This window comes from Scytonema sp. UIC 10036 (genome assembly GCF_009725235.1).
Genome location: NZ_WJFC01000012.1, coordinates 1 through 19,658, shown reverse-complemented (window position 1 = coordinate 19,658; position 19,658 = coordinate 1). Strand labels below are relative to the sequence as shown.

Annotated in this window: 18 protein-coding genes; 12 read left to right on the top strand and 6 right to left on the bottom strand. The window is 41.4% G+C overall.

The annotated features are described in order from the left end of the window. Positions 1–59 precede the first annotated feature (59 nt). Positions 60–947, bottom strand: a complete 888-nt coding sequence (gene rfbD, locus F7734_RS07960; RefSeq protein ID WP_155744165.1) for a dTDP-4-dehydrorhamnose reductase — start codon at positions 945–947, stop codon at positions 60–62. A gap of 264 nt (positions 948–1,211) precedes the next feature. Between rfbD and F7734_RS07955 the strand changes: the two genes are divergently transcribed. From F7734_RS07955 to F7734_RS07945, 3 genes are all read left to right on the top strand, one after another. Next, complete coding sequence (locus F7734_RS07955) at positions 1,212–2,399, top strand: CAP domain-containing protein (RefSeq protein WP_155744164.1); 1,188 nt, start codon at positions 1,212–1,214, stop codon at positions 2,397–2,399. A 247-nt stretch (positions 2,400–2,646) separates the two neighbouring features. Next, positions 2,647–5,034: a pre-peptidase C-terminal domain-containing protein gene (locus F7734_RS07950; RefSeq protein ID WP_155744163.1), complete on the top strand. Its 2,388-nt coding sequence runs from the start codon at positions 2,647–2,649 to the stop codon at positions 5,032–5,034. 165 nt (positions 5,035–5,199) lie between these two features. Beyond that, entirely contained in the window at positions 5,200–6,936 is a 1,737-nt protein-coding gene (locus F7734_RS07945) for a PPC domain-containing protein (RefSeq protein ID WP_155744162.1), read from the top strand. A 133-nt stretch (positions 6,937–7,069) separates the two neighbouring features. On the opposite strand, the gene rfbC is transcribed toward F7734_RS07945, so the two are convergent. Then, positions 7,070–7,615 carry a dTDP-4-dehydrorhamnose 3,5-epimerase gene (rfbC, locus tag F7734_RS07940; protein ID WP_155744161.1) on the bottom strand — a complete coding sequence of 182 codons (546 nt, stop codon included), beginning with the start codon at positions 7,613–7,615 and terminating at the stop codon, positions 7,070–7,072. Positions 7,616–7,778: 163 nt separating this feature from the next. Here rfbC and F7734_RS07935 point away from each other — a divergent pair, with 163 nt between their 5' ends. From F7734_RS07935 to F7734_RS07905, 7 genes are all read left to right on the top strand, one after another. Next, the gene (locus tag F7734_RS07935; protein WP_155744217.1) at positions 7,779–9,383 is read left to right on the top strand and encodes an anthranilate synthase component I; all 1,605 of its coding nucleotides are present in this window, start codon (positions 7,779–7,781) and stop codon (positions 9,381–9,383) included. A 168-nt stretch (positions 9,384–9,551) separates the two neighbouring features. Beyond that, the gene (gene pipX, locus F7734_RS07930) at positions 9,552–9,830 is read left to right on the top strand and encodes a transcriptional coactivator PipX (protein WP_038071902.1); all 279 of its coding nucleotides are present in this window, start codon (positions 9,552–9,554) and stop codon (positions 9,828–9,830) included. Next, a complete protein-coding gene (locus F7734_RS07925) occupies positions 9,827–10,501 on the top strand; it encodes a YggS family pyridoxal phosphate-dependent enzyme (protein WP_155744160.1) in 675 nt (224 codons plus the stop codon). Before pipX ends, F7734_RS07925 begins: the two co-directional genes overlap by 4 nt. Before the next feature lie 315 nt (positions 10,502–10,816). Continuing rightward, positions 10,817–11,413 carry a cell division protein SepF gene (locus F7734_RS07920; protein ID WP_155744159.1) on the top strand — a complete coding sequence of 199 codons (597 nt, stop codon included), beginning with the start codon at positions 10,817–10,819 and terminating at the stop codon, positions 11,411–11,413. Between the two features lie 76 nt (positions 11,414–11,489). After that, positions 11,490–12,305, top strand: coding sequence for a pyrroline-5-carboxylate reductase (gene proC, locus F7734_RS07915; RefSeq protein ID WP_155744158.1), 816 nt, complete (start codon positions 11,490–11,492; stop codon positions 12,303–12,305). A 145-nt stretch (positions 12,306–12,450) separates the two neighbouring features. Continuing rightward, a complete protein-coding gene (locus F7734_RS07910; protein ID WP_166481786.1) occupies positions 12,451–15,132 on the top strand; it encodes an RNA helicase in 2,682 nt (893 codons plus the stop codon). Between the two features lie 186 nt (positions 15,133–15,318). Continuing rightward, positions 15,319–15,459 (top strand): hypothetical protein, encoded by a 141-nt coding sequence (locus F7734_RS07905; RefSeq protein ID WP_155744157.1) that lies wholly within the window; start codon positions 15,319–15,321, stop codon positions 15,457–15,459. Positions 15,460–15,553: 94 nt separating this feature from the next. Here F7734_RS07905 and F7734_RS07900 read toward each other — a convergent pair whose 3' ends face one another. After that, entirely contained in the window at positions 15,554–16,225 is a 672-nt protein-coding gene (locus tag F7734_RS07900) for a sulfotransferase (RefSeq protein ID WP_155744156.1), read from the bottom strand. Positions 16,226–16,486: 261 nt separating this feature from the next. On the opposite strand from F7734_RS07900, the gene F7734_RS07895 reads away from it, so the two are divergent. Further along, positions 16,487–17,245, top strand: a complete 759-nt coding sequence (locus F7734_RS07895; RefSeq protein ID WP_155744155.1) for a glycosyltransferase — start codon at positions 16,487–16,489, stop codon at positions 17,243–17,245. Positions 17,246–17,325: 80 nt separating this feature from the next. On the opposite strand, the gene F7734_RS07890 is transcribed toward F7734_RS07895, so the two are convergent. Continuing rightward, a complete protein-coding gene (locus tag F7734_RS07890) occupies positions 17,326–17,577 on the bottom strand; it encodes a hypothetical protein (protein WP_155744154.1) in 252 nt (83 codons plus the stop codon). Between the two features lie 319 nt (positions 17,578–17,896). Then, the gene (locus F7734_RS07885) at positions 17,897–18,049 is read right to left on the bottom strand and encodes a hypothetical protein (protein WP_155744153.1); all 153 of its coding nucleotides are present in this window, start codon (positions 18,047–18,049) and stop codon (positions 17,897–17,899) included. Between the two features lie 138 nt (positions 18,050–18,187). Between F7734_RS07885 and F7734_RS07880 the strand changes: the two genes are divergently transcribed. Beyond that, positions 18,188–18,946 (top strand): hypothetical protein, encoded by a 759-nt coding sequence (locus F7734_RS07880; RefSeq protein WP_155744152.1) that lies wholly within the window; start codon positions 18,188–18,190, stop codon positions 18,944–18,946. A gap of 329 nt (positions 18,947–19,275) precedes the next feature. Here the strand turns inward: F7734_RS07880 and F7734_RS61760 are convergent. After that, positions 19,276–19,658: hypothetical protein (locus tag F7734_RS61760; protein ID WP_207714046.1), on the bottom strand; the 383-nt coding region annotated here is incomplete at its 5' end.

Here is a 19,658-nt window from a genome sequence, read left to right as displayed (position 1 = left end):
AGCCATTTGTTATTACTCTTATTTAGAACAACTAACAACTAACAACTATCTACTATCAACTAACCACTAACAACTAACAACTCTTCAATCATTTCCCTAAGACTTTGTCGCCAGTGAGGTGGATAAGTTCCTAAAACTTTGGTTATTTTGGCACAAGAAAGCACAGAATAGCTGGGGCGGCGGGCTGGTGTTGGATATTCTAATGTCGAGATAGGGATAACTTTCTGCACTTTTAGGGGAAACCCAAGCCGCTGCGCTTCTTCAAAAATGGTAACAGCAAAGTCGTACCAACTCGCAACACCACTGTTAGTGTAATGGTAAATTCCGGACATTTCTGGACTAAGTTGGGGAAGAATTTGGGCGATCGCAGCTGCAATATCTCTCGCCCAAGTCGGGCTACCAATTTGATCGGCTACAACGCGAAGTTCTTCTCTTTCTCCTCCCAGTCTCAGCATGGTTTTGACAAAGTTACTTTTACCGAAAGTTCCATATACCCAAGCCGTGCGAAGAATAAAGTAATTGGTACAAAGTTTTTGGATCGCTTCTTCTCCTCTGAGCTTGGTTTTGCCATAGACGCTTAAAGGATTGATTGTGTCAGTCTCCAAGTAAGGACGACTATTGTTACCATCAAAAACATAATCAGTAGAGATGTGTATCAGGGAAGCGCCTAATTTGTCAGCTTCTTCAGCTAAAATTCCTGGTGCTATGCCATTGACAGCCATTGCTTCTTCCACTTCATTTTCTGCTTTGTCAACAGCGGTATATGCAGCAGCGTTGATGATAATTTGAGGTTTGTATTCTCCAATGATACTGCACAGAGTCTCCGGTTTTGTCATGTCTATAGTTGGACGTGCAACTGCGACGGTATTTCCGTAGGGGGTCAGGATTTTTTGCAGTTCTGTACCCACTTGACCGTTGCTGCCAATCAGCAGAATGGATTGACTCATTTTTTCCCCTTAGTCTAGCAACAGTGAATCTAGATTATCATCGATCGCTTGCATAAATCCGGAAAATGCTTCTGAAAATTTATGTATTTTAGTTTACAAGTATTTTGGGATTTCTTTTGATACCATATTTGCTTGTGTTCCCATTTAACATTTTTTCTTAAACTCTCTACTTTGAAAATTCAGTATTTTCAAGGTTTGAGATGTTATGGCATAGGGAATACCAAGGTAAAACAAACCCATTAAGTATCTCTTTGAACGCTACCTATGTCCGTAAATGCATTTGATGTGAATTTTTATCGAAGTGCCAATCCAGACCTCAAAAATCTAACAGATGCACAAGCGCTGTCACATTTTCAAAACTTTGGTCTGGCAGAAAATCGCCTCTTCTCTCCGTTAGTTGATTTATCCTTCTACCGTGCTAGCAATAGCGATTTAGCTAATTTCAGCAACCAACAAGCTTACGACCATTTATCCAATTACGGTATTTCACAAGGACGGCGATTTTCACCCTTTTTTGACCTCAATTTCTACCGTCAGAACAACGCTGACCTTGCAAGCTTAAGCAACGAGCAACTTTTTGACCATTTACGCACCTCTGGTTTAACCGAAGGTCGCCAAGCGTCTCCCTTTGTCGATATCAGCATGAGTCGCGATTATGCTGGTAATGCGTTAAATTTGGCTCGCAACATTGTTTTAAATTCCCAGACAGTTGTATACAGGGAATCTATTGGTGATGCTGACCAAAATGATTACTACCGTGTAGACCTAAGTTCTCAAAACACCAACCTTAACTTAAGATTAAATGGTTTAAGTGCTAATGCAGACGTACAACTACTGAATAGTACCGGACAAATCATATCGGCATCGACTAACGGCAGTGCTGCAAATGAAGCTCTGAGTTTTAGCAATTTACAAGCTGGTACTTATTACGTTCGAGTTTATCAAGGAGTTGGCGGTGCAAATACTAACTACAATTTGAGCTTGTCTGGTGTACCGACATCATCACCCGTACCTACTTCAGTCCCACAACCTTTAAGTGCAGGTAACAATTCTTTCATACAGAGTATCTTAGATTTGACAAATGCCGAACGTCAGAAAGCAGGCGTACAACTGCTTCAGTTGAGTGACAAGTTAAATAATTCAGCCCAGACACACGTTCAAAATATGGCGCTCAACGACTTTTTCAGCCACACCGATTCTAATGGTTCCTCCGTGGGCAATCGCGCTATAGCGGCGGGCTTCCAATATTCCACCATTGGAGAAAATATTGCCGCAGGTCAGTCAACTCCTCAACAGGTTTTTCAAGGATGGATGAACAGTCCGGAACATCGTGCCAATATATTAAATCCAGTATTTCAATTCCTTGGAGTTGGATACTATTATCTTGCCCATGACACTGGCACCATTAATTACAACCACTACTGGGTGCAAGATTTAGGTACTCTTGCTTAAACTGAAAAGCTTTTCTTTTCTCTTCATAAGGAAAAGTAGGAGCATCTACCATTCTTCACTCGTTTTTTCAACATGCTTAATTAATATTGAGTACGTAAAATACGCATTTAGCTCGCTCATACTGAATATGTAAATTGTTTGTAAAACTTATTCACCTAAATGTTAGAACGGTTTTAAGTCACAGGGCATAGGGGAACACTAGACATAGCGAACTGCTAGTTAGTCATGATGTTCTAGAACTGCAAATATGTCTATCAGCTTATTCAATGCCAATTTTTATCGTGCTGCTAATTCCGATCTCGCCAGCTTCAACGATACCCAATTACTGTCACACTTTCAAAATTATGGCCTCAATGAGGGTCGTCGCTTCTCTCCACTTGTAGATCTGAATCTCTACCGTTCCAGTAATAGCGATCTTACTAATTTTAGCTACTATCAAGCTTACGAACATTTACAAAGCTATGGTGTTCGGGAAGGAAGAACGTTCTCAGCGTTTTTCGATTTCAACTTTTACCGTGCTACTAATGGTGACCTAGCAAGCTTAAACAATGAGCAACTATTTAAGCATCTGCAAAATTATGGGATAGAGGAAGGAAGGCAATTCTCTTCTTTTGTCAACCTTAACTTCTACCGCAGTGTCAATAGTGACTTATCTAGTTTTAGCAACAATCAAGCCCTACAACATCTCATCATGTTTGGTGTTGAAGAAGGACGCCGTTTTTCACCGTTTGTCGATCTCAATATCTATCGATCTGCCAATCCCGATTTGTTTGCGACAGGTGCAAATAATAGCCAACTGTTAGAGCATTTCACAACTTTTGGTATTGCTGAAGGACGGAGGTTTTCCGTATCTTTTGATAGCAATTATTATCGCAATACCCATTCTGATTTGAAAACAGCAGGTCTATCTCACAATCAATTGTTGGAACACTTTCAAACTTATGGCTTAAGTGAAGGGCGTGCTTCCTCAGAATCCTTTAGTGTCAGCAACTACCTAGCTAATAATTCTGACTTAAGAGCATTAAACTTCAATAACCAGCAGGCACAACAACATTTTGAGATTTTTGGGTTTCTGGAAAAACGCCAAGCTTCTGAGCCAAACTCAATTTCGCCATTAGCCAACCGAGATGACAATACCCTAGGCAGTGCTTTTAACATTGGCATTCTCAATAGTAGCCGTAATATCACCAACCAATTTATCGGTACTACAGATCGCAATGATTATTACCGTTTTACCTTAGCTCAGTTAAGCAATGTGAGCGTGTCCCTAACTGGTTTGAGCGATCTTGTTTACTTATCGCTCATTCATGACACCAACGGCAACGGTGTATACGATCTTAATGATTATGAGCAATTGAACTATGACTCTGGAGGTACCTACGATAAAGCCTCAATGAGTACTACCTTAGAAGCAGCCACTTACTTCATTCGTGTCTATACTAACTACTCCGACGATAACAGTAATTATGCTTTAGGAGTATCCGTAACTGCTGCCCCACGGGCAATACCAAAAGATCCAGGCAATACTTTTGGTAAGGCTTATGATATTGGGGCATTGAACTCCAATCGCAGTTTCACAGATTTTGTAGGCAGTGCTGACCGCAACGATTACTACCGCTTCAGCCTCACTCAGAACAGTAATGTCAACCTATCCTTATCTGGTTTAAGCGATCTTGCTTATGTTGCACTGATCTACGACAGTAATGGTAACGGTGTACAGGATTCCAACGAACAGTTAAAATATGACTCGGGTTATGTTTCCGACAATGCTCTTATCAATGCGATTTTGGGAGCAGGTACTTACTTAATTCGTGTTTATACCAACTACTCCAACGATAACACGAGCTATACCTTAGGACTATCGGCGACGCCTGCTCCTCGCACAACACCAAAAGATCCAGGGAGTTCTTTTGACACGGTTGTTGATGTCGGTACCTTGTACACCAGCCGCAGTTACACAGATTTTGTCGGCAGTGGCGATCGCAATGACTATTATCGCTTCACATTAGCTCAAAACAGTAAAGTCAACCTGTCTCTGTCTGGTTTAAATGATTCTGCTGAGATGGATCTGATTTACGACAGCAACGGCAATGGTGTGTATGATTCTGGTGAGGAATTAGGATATAGCTCTGGCAGTAGCTATTCCAATGCTTCAATACAAGCTACTCTGGCAGCCGGGAATTACTTTGTTCGTATCTATACTGACTACTTCTATAACAATACGAATTACTTTCTCAGCTTGACACGCACTTCTTACAACGCAAATCCCACCGATCCTGGCAGCGATATGGCTAGTGCTCTCAATCTTGGTACTTTAAGTAGTACGCGCACATATAATGACTTGGTGGGTAGTAGCGATCGCGAAGACTGGTACCGCTTCAATTTGTCTGGCAACGTTAACTATAACCTTAACTTGTCATTGACAAATTTAACAGACTCTATTTCTGTAGACCTTATTTATGACACCACCAACAATGGTATTTATGACCCTGCTGAACAAATCAGATATGATTACGGTAGTCAGTATGGTGATGCTACCATTAACGTAGCATTGGGAGCAGGGACTTACTTTATTCGAGTGTATACTGAGTATTCTGACAGTAATAGTGGTTACACTATGACGTTATCATCGTAGTACAATACACATAGAGGGGCTAACAAGCCTTTCGAAATTAGTACGGTTTTTAAGAATCATCATAAGATTGGCTAATTTTCCGTATTTATACATAAAAAAAGCTATAGGGCATGGGGAACACTAACAATACCTAAAAGTGTTCCAAAAAGTTCTTAAACTTTAACTATGTCCGTAAATCTATTTAATGCTAATTTTTACCGTGCTGCTAATCCTGACTTAGGAAACTTTGATAATAACCAATTACTATCACACTTTCAAAACTATGGTCTAAATGAGGGTCGCCGCTTTTCTTCTCTTGTAGATCTCAACTTTTACCGTGCTAGTAATAGCGATGTAGCCAACTTTAACAACTACCAGGCTTACGAACACCTACAAAACAACGGTGTTCGGGAAGGAAGAAAGTTCTCACCATTTTTTGATTTTAACTTCTACCGTGCTAACAATGGGGATTTAGGCAGCTTCAATAACGAACAACTATTTGAGCATTTGCAAAATTATGGGACTTGGGAAGGAAGAAAGTTCTCACCGTTTTTTGATTTTAACTTCTACCGTAGCAATAATGGTGACTTAGCAAACTTAAACAACGTACAACTGTTTGAGCATCTCCAAAATTATGGTTTAGGTGAGGGACGCCAATTCTCGTCTTTTGTGAATCTCAACTTTTACCGCAGTACTAACACTGATTTATCAAGTTTCAATAACAACCAAGCCTTGCAACATCTTGTTAATTATGGTCTTGAGGAAGGACGTCGCTTTTCATCGTTTGTCGATCTTAATGTCTATCGGGCTGTCAATGCTGACTTATTTGCTTTAGGTTTCAATAATAGCCAATTGTTAGAGCACTTGGAAACTTATGGTGTTGCGGAAGGACGTAGAGTTTCCATCTCTTTTGATAGCAATTACTACCGTAACGCTCATGCTGACTTAATTGCAGCAGGTTTTTCTAACACTCAATCATTTGAACACTTTCAGAAATATGGTTTGCAAGAGGGACGCGCTTCCTCAGAATCTTTTAATGTCAGTTACTACCTGGCTAATAATTCTGATTTAAAAGCATTAAACCTCAGCAACCAGCAGGCGCAACAACACTTTGAGATTTTCGGATTTCTGGAAAATCGTATAGCAGCCCCACCAGACACCCTCTCTCCATCCGCTAACCGAGATGATAATGCCTTAAGCAACGCTTTTAATATCGGTTTTCTGAATGGTAGCCGCAATTTCTCGAATCAGTTTATTGGTTCGAGCGATCGCAATGACTATTATCGCTTTACCCTCACTCAAACGAGTTACTTTAACTTATCCTTAACGGATTTAAATGATTCCGCTGATATTGAAGTTATTTTTGATGCTAATGGTAATGGAGTTTATGATTCTAACGAACTGTTGTACGACGGTTATGGTAGCAGCAACCAACAAGGTTCAATTAACGCAACATTAGGAGCGGGGACTTACTTCATTCGTATCTTTTCTGCTGACTCGAACACCAACACTAACTATACATTAGGAGTATCAGCAACAGCAGCCCCACGTACAACACCAAAAGATCCAGGTAACACTTTTGGTACTGCCGTTGATGTTGGTCTGTTAAATACAAAGCTTAGTTTTACAGACTTTGTGGGTAGCGCCGATCGCAATGATTACTATCGCTTCAGTTTAGACCAAACTAGCAACTTTAATCTGTCCTTAAGTGGCTTAAGTAGCTATGCAGACGTGGAGTTAATTTTTGATAGTAACGGCAACGGTATATATGATACCAATGAAAAGTGGTATCAGTCTGATGGTAATCCTTGGAGAAATGGTGCAATTAACTCAACATTAGGGCATGGTACTTATTTTATTCGTGTCTATACTGCTGACCTCTTAGATAATACTAATTACACTCTTGAATTGGCTAATGGCTAATGGCTCATGGCTCATGGCTCATAGCTAATGGCTAATGGCTCATGGCTAATGGCTCATGGCTCATGGCTCATGGAAGATTGACAATTAGCAGTTAGCAGTTAGCAATTAGCAATCAGCAATTAGCAGTTAGCAACTATAAAAAAATCTCAGATGTTTTGAAAGATTGACCGACTGCATCTTTGGGGGATAGGATTGGTAGGCTTGTCAAATGCCAATCTATAGCTAAATCGGAATCGTTCCAAATAATACAGCGCTCGTATTTGGGGGCGTAGTAATCTGTAGTTTTGTATAGAACTTCGGCTGTTTCTGAACGGACAACAAAACCGTGGGCAAAACCAGGAGGTATCCATAATTGTCGCCTATTCAAATCGCTGAGTTCACAGCCAACCCATTGACCGAAAGTAGGAGAACTTTTTCTAATGTCTACAGCTACATCAAAAATAGTGCCGACGATCGCACGAATAAGCTTGCCCTGAGGTTGTTGGATTTGGTAATGCAATCCCCGTAGAACATTCTGCTTTGAGGCGGAGTGATTGTCTTGTACAAAGTTAGCAAAAATACCTGTTTGCTCTGTAAATTTTTTGAAATTGAAAGCTTCAAAGAAAAAGCCGCGATCGTCCTGAAAGACTTTTGGTTCGATAATGAGAACTTCAGGGATTTCCGTAGTGATAATATTCATTAGACCCAATTTGGCAATTCAAAATTAAACGATATAGATAATAATTGAATATAGTTAATATTGAACAGCATCGTACAATATGGTTTTAGAAAAAGATTTTGGCAAAAATAGCCAATTGCCATATATACTTAACAGCATTCGTGGCTCGTTCTGATAAAAAATGATGACAAAGCCTTGGTATTGGCGATCACTCCCTTTAGAAAATCGTACAGGTTCTGATATTTTCATTGCCTTATTTCGCCATACCTCCACATATAAAATTGCCACTTTACTGGAAAGCCCTTACCCAACACCAACAGATTGTCCCCACCTGGCTCAATATTCTATCTGTGCTGGCGCACCTCGGATCGTTGATGGAGTTCCACGCATGTGGACACCACCACTAGGAGAAGTTTTACCATTTTTAGACAAGTTGCTACGGGAACAAGAGGACAAGGAGACAAGGGAACGAGGGGACAACTCACTCCCTCCCCCTCCCCCTCTCCCCTTCACAGGTGGTTGGCTGGGTTGGTTGGGCTATGATGTGGCATGGGAAATTGAACAGCTACCTTTCAACAGACCAGACATCTTACCATTTCCAGTAGCCTTTTGGTACGAACCAGAGTGTTTTGCGGTCCTAAATCATAAAGAGCAAATTTTATGGCTAGCCGCCAGTAGTCCTGTTGGACTCAATGAGCTTGAGAAGAAGTTAGAAGCAACTGATGACAAAGGAATAAAATCCACCTCAGCCCCGAGTTATCAGAACACCCCACCTCTCCACCTCCCCACTCCCTTCTTCCACGTATCTCAACAAAAGTACGAGGCAGCAGTCAACCGGGCAAAAAAATACATTCAAGCTGGAGATATTTTTCAGGCAAATCTGTCGCTTCGTTTTGAAATACAAACAACAGCTTGTGGTTGGGATGTGTATCGGGTTCTTCAACAGATCAATCCTTCCCCGTTTGCAAGCTACTGGCAAACTCCCTGGGGAGAAGTCGTAAGTTGTTCCCCAGAAAGGTTAGTACAACTACAAAAATATGGAGACACAAAATGTTTAGCATCTACAAGACCTATTGCCGGGACGCGATCGCGTGGAATAACACTGAGCGAAGATCGACAGTTGGCGCAAGAACTACTTAGCAATACCAAAGAACGCGCCGAACACATTATGCTTGTGGATTTAGAACGCAATGATCTAGGACGAGTCTGTGAATGGGGAACTGTGACTGTTGATGAATTATTGACAATTGAGCGTTACAGTCATGTCATGCATCTTGTCAGCAACATCAAAGGTACTCTAAAATCGGGTTGTGACACCCTTGACTTAATTCGTGCTATGTTTCCTGGCGGCACAATTACGGGTTGCCCCAAAGTACGTTGCATGGAGATTATTGAAGAACTCGAACCTACACGGCGCAGCTTGTTCTATGGTTCATGCGGCTATTTAGATTGGCAGGGTAAGTTAGACTTAAATATCCTCATCCGTACTCTTCTCTTAGCTCCTTGTATTAGAGATGACAACGGAGACAAGGCAGACAAGGGAGCAGAGGAGCAGGTAAGTAGAATCCAAAATCCAAAATCCAAAATCCAAAATCCAAAATCCAAAATCCAAAATCCAAAATCCAAAATCAACACTGTCTGGGGACAAGTAGGAGCTGGAATTGTAGCAGACAGCGATCCTGAGAGAGAATGGTATGAATCGTTGTCTAAAGCGCAAGCACAAATTCAAGCTCTGGCAGCAGTCTTAAACCAAAAGTCTTTGAGTGGTGAGACCAGAGCCTGTAATTGAAGCTATTGGTAAATGACTTCTTTTGGAATAGCTCTTGACTAATAGCTCGTGACAAAATCTAATGGTTTTACACTACTTTGGCACTTTTCAGCAAAAATTCAGCGATACATCCATCACTGTCAGAATTTTTGCACATTTATTGATAAATCCATCATCAAACAGTATTAAATGTACTCAGAAAACTCGGAAACTTACATAAATCATCCAACTTGGGGTTTGCTTTATAGGATTTGTATGGTAGACGAGAACCAGGAGTTGTTCACCACACTTTACGCACAGCGCTTGTTCTTTTTAGTAACAACTGATGCTAAGGGTCTCAAATTCCAGTCAATTGGACGCACAGAAGCAAGAATGTTATTAGAAACCCGTTTACGTAATCTACGACGTAGCGGACAATCACAAGAGTACGATCAGCTTCACAGTGTTTTCCAACGCACCTTCCAATGAGTAGTTCGCCCAAGGAACGTATTATTGCCATTCGGTCATCTCTCCCAAGTTCAATTCGGTTAATTGCTGTTACCAAGCAAGTAACCTCTGAAATGATGCGCCATGCTTATGCTGCCGGAATTCGCGATTTTGGAGAGAGTCGCGTCCAAGAGGCAGCAACCAAACAAGTTGAGTTGCAAGATTTGCCAGATATTACCTGGCATTTTATTGGTCACTTGCAAAGTAACAAAGCAAAACTTGCCCTTGAACACTTCCAGTGGATACATTCTGTGGATAGTTTGAAACTGGCTCAACGCTTAAACCAATTAGCACAGCAATTGGGACGAAGCCCTTTGGTTTGCCTGCAAGTCAAAATTCTTAGCGATCCCAACAAGTCAGGTTGGACTGTACCACAGTTACTAGAAGATTTATCGCAACTTAATGAATGTCAAAGCCTACAAATTAATGGTTTGATGACAATTCCACCACTTGGATTAAATGATTCTGAGATACTGGATGTCTTTTATCGCACTCGAGACCTAGCGAAAGAAATTCAAGAAAAAAATTTATCTAACATTAAAATGCACCAACTGAGCATGGGTATGTCAAGTGATTACCACCTGGCAATACAAGCCGGGACAACAATGGTAAGATTGGGCACCATTCTATTTGGTGAAAGACTGTATCAGTGACCACCTGACCAGTGACCACCTGGTCAGGTGGTCACTGGTCAGGTGGTTACTGGTCGCTGATTTAATAAAGATTAAAAAAAGGATGTCATAAACTTCCCCTAGCGTTCCAGTTAAGTTATAATCTGGACTCATTGTTGTATGCAAGACAATATAAAGGAAAGTTCAGGGGGCATTTTCTGTTTATAAAAAAAAACATAATAAATGCTACAAACAGCGCTAGAATTCGCTGGGTTGTCCAACCATTGTAGCAGTGAGGGTTGACTGAGTTATTTTGGTCACTACAGTCAATAGTGATTGGCACTAGGAGCGCAAACCATGAACAACATATTTTCCAAGTTGAGAGACTTCGTCGGTCTAAATGAGCCAGTAGAGTACTACTATGAAGAAGATGACAACGATACAGACAGTTACCAAAATCTGTATCAAGAACAAAATGCGTCTCAACAAACACCACCACAAGAACCTACACCAACTAATCGACGATGGCGCGAACCTGTGCCTACAATGGGGAATGATATAGCAGCAGGTTCTAAGCCGATGAGTAATGTTATTGGTATGCCAGGAGCAATGAACGGAATCTCGGAAGTATTGGTGCTAGAGCCACGCACCTTTGAAGAAATGCCCCAGGCGATTCAAGCATTGCGAGAGCGTAAGTCAGTTGTGTTAAATCTAACAATTATGGATCCGGATCAGGCACAACGGGCAGTAGATTTTGTTGCAGGTGGAACTTACGCGCTAGATGGTCATCAAGAACGTATCGGCGAAAGCATATTCTTGTTTACACCCAGCTGCGTTCAAGTTAGCACTCAATCGGGAGTTCTGCACGAAGTTCCCCAACCACCTGCACGTCCACGTCCTACGGCAACCCCAAATCAAAATTGGGGCAATGACGCCAACCGGGTAGCACAGTAAATATATGAGTCATTAGTCCTTTGTCAATTGTCCTGATTTTAAAGACAAATGACAAATGACAAATAACACATGACAAATGACAACTAAATTTGGCTTAATAGGCGGCGGGGTAATGGGAGAAGCGCTGTTATCCCGTCTTATTGCTCGAAAAATATACCAACCATCAGAAGTTATAGTGAGCGAACCACAACCCTCACGGCAAGTTTTCTTGCAGGAGGAGTACGGTGTGACTTTGACACCAGATAATCGTCTGGTTTTTACACAAGCGACAGAAGTCTTGTTTCTGGCAGTTAAGCCCCAGGTATTTAGTGCGATCGCTCAAGAATTAGCAGATGTCATATCCACAGGTTCAAAACCTTTAGTCATTTCCATTTTGGCAGGTGTGACTCTGAGTCAATTAGAAGCAGCTTTTCCCCACACACCCGTCATACGGGCGATGCCAAACACTCCTGCAACTGTAGGGGCAGGAATAACTGCGATATGTATGGGGGCATATACCAAGGCACATCACCAAGACATAGCAAAGAAACTTTTTTCGGCAGTAGGAGAAGTCGTAGAAGTTTCAGAAAGCTTGATGGATGCAGTCACAGGACTATCAGGATCGGGTCCGGCTTACGTAGCGCTGATGGTAGAAGCACTTGCTGATGGGGGAGTCTTCTCAGGTTTACCAAGAGCAATTGCCAACCAACTCGCCCTACAAACTGTACTGGGAACAGCAAAGCTTCTCCACGAAACAAAACTTCACCCAGCAGAACTCAAAGATCGCGTTACCAGTCCAGGTGGTACAACAATTGCTGGCATTGCTCAACTAGAGCAAGCTTCTTTTCGTTCGGCTTTAATTCAAGCAGTCAAAGCAGCCACAGCAAGATCTCAGGAATTGGGTCGTGGCTAATCGCTAATGGCTAATGGCTAATGGCTAATGGCTCATCTTAAATTAAGAATTAGCAATTAGCAATTAGCAATTAGCAATTAACAATCGTCTAAGTTGACAAAAGACTGGTTAATATAGTAAATAATATGGTTGCAATTAAGATTGAGTGAACTATCCTGCGCTGTCTCCTGAAGTTGACCCAAGTTCGATATTCCCTTTTGAACTGGATCGGTTCCAAAAGGATGCGATCGCCTCTCTGAACGCCGGACGCTCCGTAGTTGTGTGTGCGCCCACTGGTTCAGGTAAAACATTAATAGGGGAATATGGTATTTATCGCGCCCTGTCGCGAGGAAAGCGAGTTTTCTATACAACTCCTCTCAAAGCACTCTCAAATCAGAAACTGCGAGACTTTCGTGAAAAATTTGGTTTTGACAATGTCGGGCTGTTGACAGGAGACGCCTCCATCAACCGTGATGCATCGATATTGGTTATGACCACCGAAATTTTTCGCAATATGCTCTATGGAACGCCTATCGGGCAAGTTGGAATTTCCTTAGCGGATGTTGAGGCAGTGGTGCTTGACGAGTGCCATTATATGAACGATCGCCAACGCGGAACCGTTTGGGAAGAATCTATCATATATTGTCCTCGAACAGTTCAACTTGTAGCCCTGTCAGCAACAGTTGCCAATAGTGATGAACTGACTGACTGGTTAAATCAAGTCCACGGTCCCACAGACTTGATTTACTCTGATTTTCGACCTGTCCCGTTAGAATTTCACTTTGGGACAACCAAAGGGCTGTTTCCTCTGTTGAATGACGACAAAACCAAAATTAACTCCCGCCTCCTTAAGAAAAAGAAAAAGGGCGACAAAGAAAAAGGCAAAAATGTAAGAGCTGAAGCACCTGAAATCATTCACGTTCTGAGCGAACTCCACGAACGGGATATGTTACCAGCTATTTACTTTATCTTCAGTCGCCGGGGTTGTGATAAAGCAGTGGGAGAAGTCGGCGATCTCTGGCTTGTGAACAGAGAAGAAGCGCAACAGTTACGCAGGCAAATTGACGAATTTTTAACACGCAATCCAGATGCAGGTCGTTCCGGACACGTTGGACCGCTGTACCGAGGTATTGCCGCACACCATGCGGGGATATTACCTGCTTGGAAAGTACTGGTAGAAGAACTCTTTCAGCAAGGGCTGATTAAAGTTGTATTTGCTACTGAAACCTTGGCGGCAGGGATTAATATGCCTGCTAGAACGACAGTCATTTCTACCTTATCCAAGCGTACCGATACAGGACATCGCTTGTTGAACGCTTCCGAGTTTCTGCAAATGGCAGGAAGAGCAGGTCGTCGGGGGATGGATGAACGGGGTCATGTGGTGACGCTGCAAACTCCTTTTGAAGGAGCAAAGGAAGCAGCATATTTAGCCACATCGAAACCAGATCCCCTAGTCAGTCAGTTTACACCAAGTTACGGCATGGTGTTAAACCTACTGCAAACTCATACGCTTGAACAATCCAGAGAACTGATAGAACGCAGTTTTGGGCAATACTTGGCAAACCTCCATCTCAAACCGCAGTATGAGTATATAGACTATTTGGAAACACAATTAGGCGATCTTGAAGCGCAGATTGAAGCGATTGACGAAGGTGAACTGGCTGTGTATGAAAAATTGCGGCAACGCTTGCGAGTAGAACGTCAGTTATTGAAAACGCTGCAAGAGCAAGCTCAAGAAACCCGTCAAGAAGAATTGGCAATGATGTTAGATTTTGCCGTATCGGGAACGCTTTTGAGTCTCAAGAGTAAAAACTTTACAATGCCCGCACCAATTCCAGCTATGTTGGTGGGGAAAACACCAGGTCCTTCTCAAACGCGTTATCTAGTTTGTTTGGGGCGAGACAATCGGTGGTATGTCGTGACAAGCTCCGATGTGTTGGATTTGCATGCAGAATTACCCAGAGTAGAAGTGCCAGCCGATTTACTGCCACCACCAGAGATGCCTTTGAAACGGGGACAAACACTTGCAGGTAATCGGGAAACAGCAGTCATAGCCCAACAAATTCCCGATCCCAGTGGAACTGAATACATGGCTCCAGAAGTAGCAGAACAATTGAGCCGTCTCGTTTCGGTACAGCAGCAATTAGAGGCTCATCCCTTGCATCAAGCTGGGAATGCAAGCAATCTTTCCAAACGCAAAGCACGTGCGGCTGAATTGAAAGAAGAAATTCAGGAATTGCGATCGCAAGTTGAGCAAGAATCCCAGCGCCATTGGGAGGAATTTCTGAATTTAATTGAAATTCTACAGCACTTTGAATGTTTGGTTGATTTAGTTCCCACAGAATTGGGACAGAGTGCTGCAGCCCTTCGAGGAGAAAATGAATTGTGGTTGGGCTTGGTACTTGCTAGTAAGGAACTAGATAACTTAGATCCGCAACATTTAGCAGCGACAGTAGCAGCATTAGTTACCGAATCACCACGTCCAGACAGCAAAGTTAACTTTGAGATCTCCTCCAACGTGGATGAGGCTTGGACAAGACTGCAAAAAATTCGTCGTTCCGTACTTAAAGTGCAATACCGCCATGGCGTAGCACTACCTGTGGGTTTGGAGACTAAATATATCAATTTGGTTTCTTTAGTAGAACAGTGGGCATTGGGAATGGATTGGGTAGAATTGTGCGATAGCACAAGTTTAGATGAAGGCGACGTAGTCAGAATTTTACGCCGGACTTTAGATTTACTCTCACAAATTCCTCACGTACCCCATTTGTCAGACACCTTGCGTCGTAATGCCAATCGCGCAACGCAATTGATTGATAGATTTCCTGTGAATGAGGTTACAGAATAGCAAATCTTGCGTAGAGACAAGGGTTAATCGCGTCTCTACAATCGCCTAAAATGACGCAAAATCGTTGCGGTGAGGGGTCAGATCCATCATTCGCCAACAGTATCCTTAATGAAGTTGGGGATCTGAGTTTTTCAATGCCCACTAGAGCGCCGATCAAGTCATAACGGTTGACAAAAACAGAATTATATGCTTAAGTTAAAACGCCTATTTCAGGCTAAATTTTTAGGTGTAGTTTTTAGCGATTCTCCTTTGGAGACGCTACGCGATCGCATAAAATCTAAGCTCCTAAAAGTTCGATTTCCACAAGATACATATCCTGCCTGTTAAGTACTAAAATGATTAAAACTATAGATACTTAATAGTACGTAGATGTTGAGAGAAAATGGTTAAGCATTTAATGAAGAGTAAAGTCTTCAATGCATCATGGAGTAGTGTTAAGGACACCCTGCCAAGTCCCTCTTTTATATTGTTTATCAAACTTAAAAGGGAACGGTTGTGATGGAACATCTAGCAGAGTTAGGTTACACAAAAAATCCCACTGGGGATTTTCAACCAGATTCCACTCAACCAGGTTCAAACCATACTTTTGAGCTAATTTTCTTGCCTGTTCTAAGTGATTCCAGTAGCAATTGATAAAACGCTCTCGCTCAAATGTGAGTCCACCATACAGATACCAACGAACTTGTTGTGTAAAAGGGTCAAGCGTACTAAGTGGTCTGCTCTCAAACCAGACTTGACATGCCTCCAACCAAGATTCAATTTCTCTTACCGTTAGGACAAAAGTAGCATCCAGAGGTAGCAATCCTGGCCTAAACCAAAAAGCGACGGGGGTATCAGTTAACACATCAAAATCAGGAATCCAAGCAAGACTGGTCGGAAAGTGCGCGGCTCTATACCCCAGCATATGCATCGCAGTAGCAGCCGTATAATTTCCTGTGGCAGTGAGTCCGATGAAAAAATATTTAGATGAGAATTTGTTAGGAGAGAGCATGGAGTCAAGTTGGATTAAAGTATTTTCGCTCTGATCGCAGCGAGCAATAGCAACTGAGTCTTGGGAAGCTCGTTCTTTGAAATCGTTGCTTCCCAATTGCATAATGGCTTGCTTGTTTTAGATAAAACAACGAGGCTTCTACGTAAGAGATACTAAATCTTTGATGACAAATAAGTAAGACTACTGTTATTGACCGCGTAATTGTGTTGATAAACTCTAAAGTCAGGGTTAAATATAACAAAGCTAAATAATGTGTTATCTGATGTTTAGACAATTACAGTCTGAAATCCCAACACTTTAATAAGTCATGAAATATACATAGGGCTTCAAATAAGCCGAAGTTTGTACCCTAGCAAAGACTTTATGGAAAAATCGATTTCTATCATCATGACGGTGTACAATCGGGAGCGCTATCTTGCTGACGCAATTAAGAGTGTCTTAATACAAACTTGCCCCGACTTTGAACTGTTAATTTGGGATGATGGTTCCACTGACCGTTCTGTTGAAATCGCTCGTTATTTTGCTCAAATTGATCCACGGGTGCGTGTAGTAGCAGCAGATCATCAAGGGCGAGCACGATCTTTGAAGGCGGCGATCGCACAAACAACTTGTCCCTACTTTGGGTGGGTAGACAGTGATGACTTACTGGCACCGACTGCCCTAGAGGAAACGACGGCTATACTTGATGCGCGAAAAGAAGTGGGACTAGTCTACACCGACTATCAGGTCATCAATGAACGCAACAAAATCATGGGATACGGACAGCGCTGTCGTATTCCCTATTCTAAAGAGCAATTGTTGGTTGATTTCATGATATTCCACTTCCGACTGCTGCGTCGATCTGTTTACGAGCAAGTGGGCGGAATCAACGAGCAATTTGAACTAGCTCAAGACTATGACTTATGTTTGCGACTATCTGAAGTGACGAAGATAGAACACTTAGCAAAACCCCTCTACTACTATCGGCGACACTCTGAGAGTGCGTCCCATCAAAAGCGAGTTGAGCAAATTCTGGCAGCAAGGGATGCGATAAACCTTGCCCTATTGCGTCGGGGACTGAACGAGCGTTATGAATTAGACGTGGAAATTGTAGGGCGGTATAGCTTGCGTCCAAAAGTGTAAGTGCAAATGTACTTCCTGTTAACTTTTGTTGTTCCTTTTCAAGCCCATGACATCAAATTGAGAGACACATTAAATTAGTGCTATATAGTCCACGGGTGTCTCTGAAACTGAAAAAGGATAAAGCTCCTTTTGTTTGTAAGTTCTATTTCGCGTGCATATACATCTCGCTCCCAAAGATCCACCAGTCCCATTTGGATAAACGCTTGTCCCACTTGCTCAATGGGTGATTGGACAAGAACTAGGTAATCGTTTAAGTCAATGTTTTCGGTTCCTCGACGCTGCTCTATAGAAACGCCATCTTGATTTATTATGTATCTGCCAAAATTTTTCATTTAAACCTCCAAGATACGTGTGATTTGAACCATAATTTGGTTTTCAGATAGGCAAACATTTCCTTTAAGTCACAAAAATAAGCGTTCTACCTCCCCTGGCTCTGCCACTTTATGCTTTAAAAACTGCCACTTAATCTTTTAAGTCACAAGGGATGCGATAAACTTTGCTCTAGTGCGTTGGGGGCTGAACGAGCGTTATGAATTAGACGTGGAGATTGTGGGACGGTACAGCTTGCGTCCAAAAGTGTAAGTGCAAATGTACTTCCTGTTAACTTTTATTGTTCCTTTTCAAACCCATGACATCAAATTGAGAGACACATCAAATTAGTGCTATATAGTCCATGCGTTCAAAATCGTTACGTTCAAGACCTGATACCCGTACAGTAACCTTCTGACCAACTCCAAAGTCCCTTATCCAAGAAATGCCGGGAGCATAGGCATCTTGCTCTCGCAAAAATTGGGTCGTTTTCAAAGCGGATAGTGTAATTTAAGGGGTCAGATGTTACCCAATGTTCTGCACCAAACCCTTGGGGATCAAGGATGTATTACATGAATTTTTAGTATAATTATAATAAATATATCATAGAAGTCTAAGGTGGATTAAGGTATTATGTCAAACAAAGTTTTTGGTGATGATTTTGATAAATCGCAAAGTTCAAACAGCAGTAATATATCAAATGTTTCCCTAGAGAACAGAAGAGGAATTATGACCTATGATTTTAATGGTCTCTTTGTTCTTGTTAAAGCACCAATTGAGCAAGTTGGTCAAGCTGTTTGTCAGATGAAACAGGTAACTAATTGGGAACGTGATGTATACGAACGAGAAATTGAAATTGTAGATCGACCTAGTTTTTTAATGTTTCAACTTCGGAAACACTCTTGGACTATCATTAGTCCATTCATATTACTACAAAATAATATAATTTCTCTGTCCGAAGAAACTGCCAAATCAATGTCTCTCTGGTTACATACAACATCTATCTATTTTATCACTAGTGATGTTGGCTGTTATATTGGATATCATTTATATAACAGTGGTCAATCAATAGAAAGGCTTTATGCTGAGCAAGGAGATTATGATTTAGTAATAAAATTCCCTAATAATAGAGATGAAGATGAGTACAGATCGGAAAACGGTGTCTGTCAATTTCGCTCGCATCTTCGTCAACTAAAAGCCTATCAAATCCAAGACCCCTATGCCTTTACTAACAAGTTTTTGCAAGAGCAAGATGTTTTAGTTATTGATTTTTATTTGCTAAATAGATTTAAAGGTGAAAAAAAATATACCGTTACTAGTTGGCTTAAACGTGATGATTTAGAACGAATGGATTACATAGCACTATCCCAAGCTTGTACTGACTTGACGTGATTGAGTATAAGAATTCAGGGATCTATAGAGTTATTAACTTTTGCGATTTAGAAACAAAAACAGAGTATCGCTTAGGAGAGCAAAAAACTTTGGAATCTTCCGCACTTTTGGTGATGGCTGTTAAGGCAGAGGGCAGAAGGAGAAAGTAGTCTAATTAAGAGACTTCAAACCTCCGACTTGAACCCTCTTTTGTCACTCTAGGCAGAAGAAAATAGAAATTAGGGTTTTTTAGTTCAATAAAAATTGAACTATTGAGGTGACTGATAATTTTTTGAAGTTTAGAAAATTTTGAGGATAATTGAAGAATAGGGAAGACGCGCTCAACTGCCTCACTCAAATTCTTTAACAACAGATACATCACCTATAAATTTGCCATTGCAATTTTCTTTGTTACCACAAATTAGTTTTTTCAAAGTTGCTTCGTCAGGTAATTTTCCATCATAGTTTTCATAAATAACTTGCACAGACTCTTTTATATTGTTTGTTTCTATGGAGATATGATGTGTTTTTTCAAGGTTGTTTGAAACTCCACAGATTTTACTTAAGTCCAACAAATTACCTTTTTTGGTTTGCATATAGCAAACAGGAGGTTTAAAAAAATTGGAATTTGAGAGCGACTGAACTGGAGAACTTTTAGACATATTTTGACATAAAGCGACTTGCGAAGTTAGTAAAAATAATCCCGACAGTGTAAGAAAAAAACTAAATAACT

Coding starts and splice junctions, on each gene's coding strand:
- rfbD (WP_155744165.1), bottom strand. CDS start 947: ATGAGTCAATCCATTCTGCTGATTGGCAGCAACGGTCAAGTGGGTACA.
- F7734_RS07955 (WP_155744164.1), top strand. CDS start 1,212: ATGTCCGTAAATGCATTTGATGTGAATTTTTATCGAAGTGCCAATCCA.
- F7734_RS07950 (WP_155744163.1), top strand. CDS start 2,647: ATGTCTATCAGCTTATTCAATGCCAATTTTTATCGTGCTGCTAATTCC.
- F7734_RS07945 (WP_155744162.1), top strand. CDS start 5,200: ATGTCCGTAAATCTATTTAATGCTAATTTTTACCGTGCTGCTAATCCT.
- rfbC (WP_155744161.1), bottom strand. CDS start 7,615: ATGAATATTATCACTACGGAAATCCCTGAAGTTCTCATTATCGAACCA.
- F7734_RS07935 (WP_155744217.1), top strand. CDS start 7,779: ATGACAAAGCCTTGGTATTGGCGATCACTCCCTTTAGAAAATCGTACA.
- pipX (WP_038071902.1), top strand. CDS start 9,552: ATGTACTCAGAAAACTCGGAAACTTACATAAATCATCCAACTTGGGGT.
- F7734_RS07925 (WP_155744160.1), top strand. CDS start 9,827: ATGAGTAGTTCGCCCAAGGAACGTATTATTGCCATTCGGTCATCTCTC.
- F7734_RS07920 (WP_155744159.1), top strand. CDS start 10,817: ATGAACAACATATTTTCCAAGTTGAGAGACTTCGTCGGTCTAAATGAG.
- proC (WP_155744158.1), top strand. CDS start 11,490: ATGACAACTAAATTTGGCTTAATAGGCGGCGGGGTAATGGGAGAAGCG.
- F7734_RS07905 (WP_155744157.1), top strand. CDS start 15,319: ATGCTTAAGTTAAAACGCCTATTTCAGGCTAAATTTTTAGGTGTAGTT.
- F7734_RS07900 (WP_155744156.1), bottom strand. CDS start 16,225: ATGCAATTGGGAAGCAACGATTTCAAAGAACGAGCTTCCCAAGACTCA.
- F7734_RS07895 (WP_155744155.1), top strand. CDS start 16,487: ATGGAAAAATCGATTTCTATCATCATGACGGTGTACAATCGGGAGCGC.
- F7734_RS07890 (WP_155744154.1), bottom strand. CDS start 17,577: ATGAAAAATTTTGGCAGATACATAATAAATCAAGATGGCGTTTCTATA.
- F7734_RS07880 (WP_155744152.1), top strand. CDS start 18,188: ATGTCAAACAAAGTTTTTGGTGATGATTTTGATAAATCGCAAAGTTCA.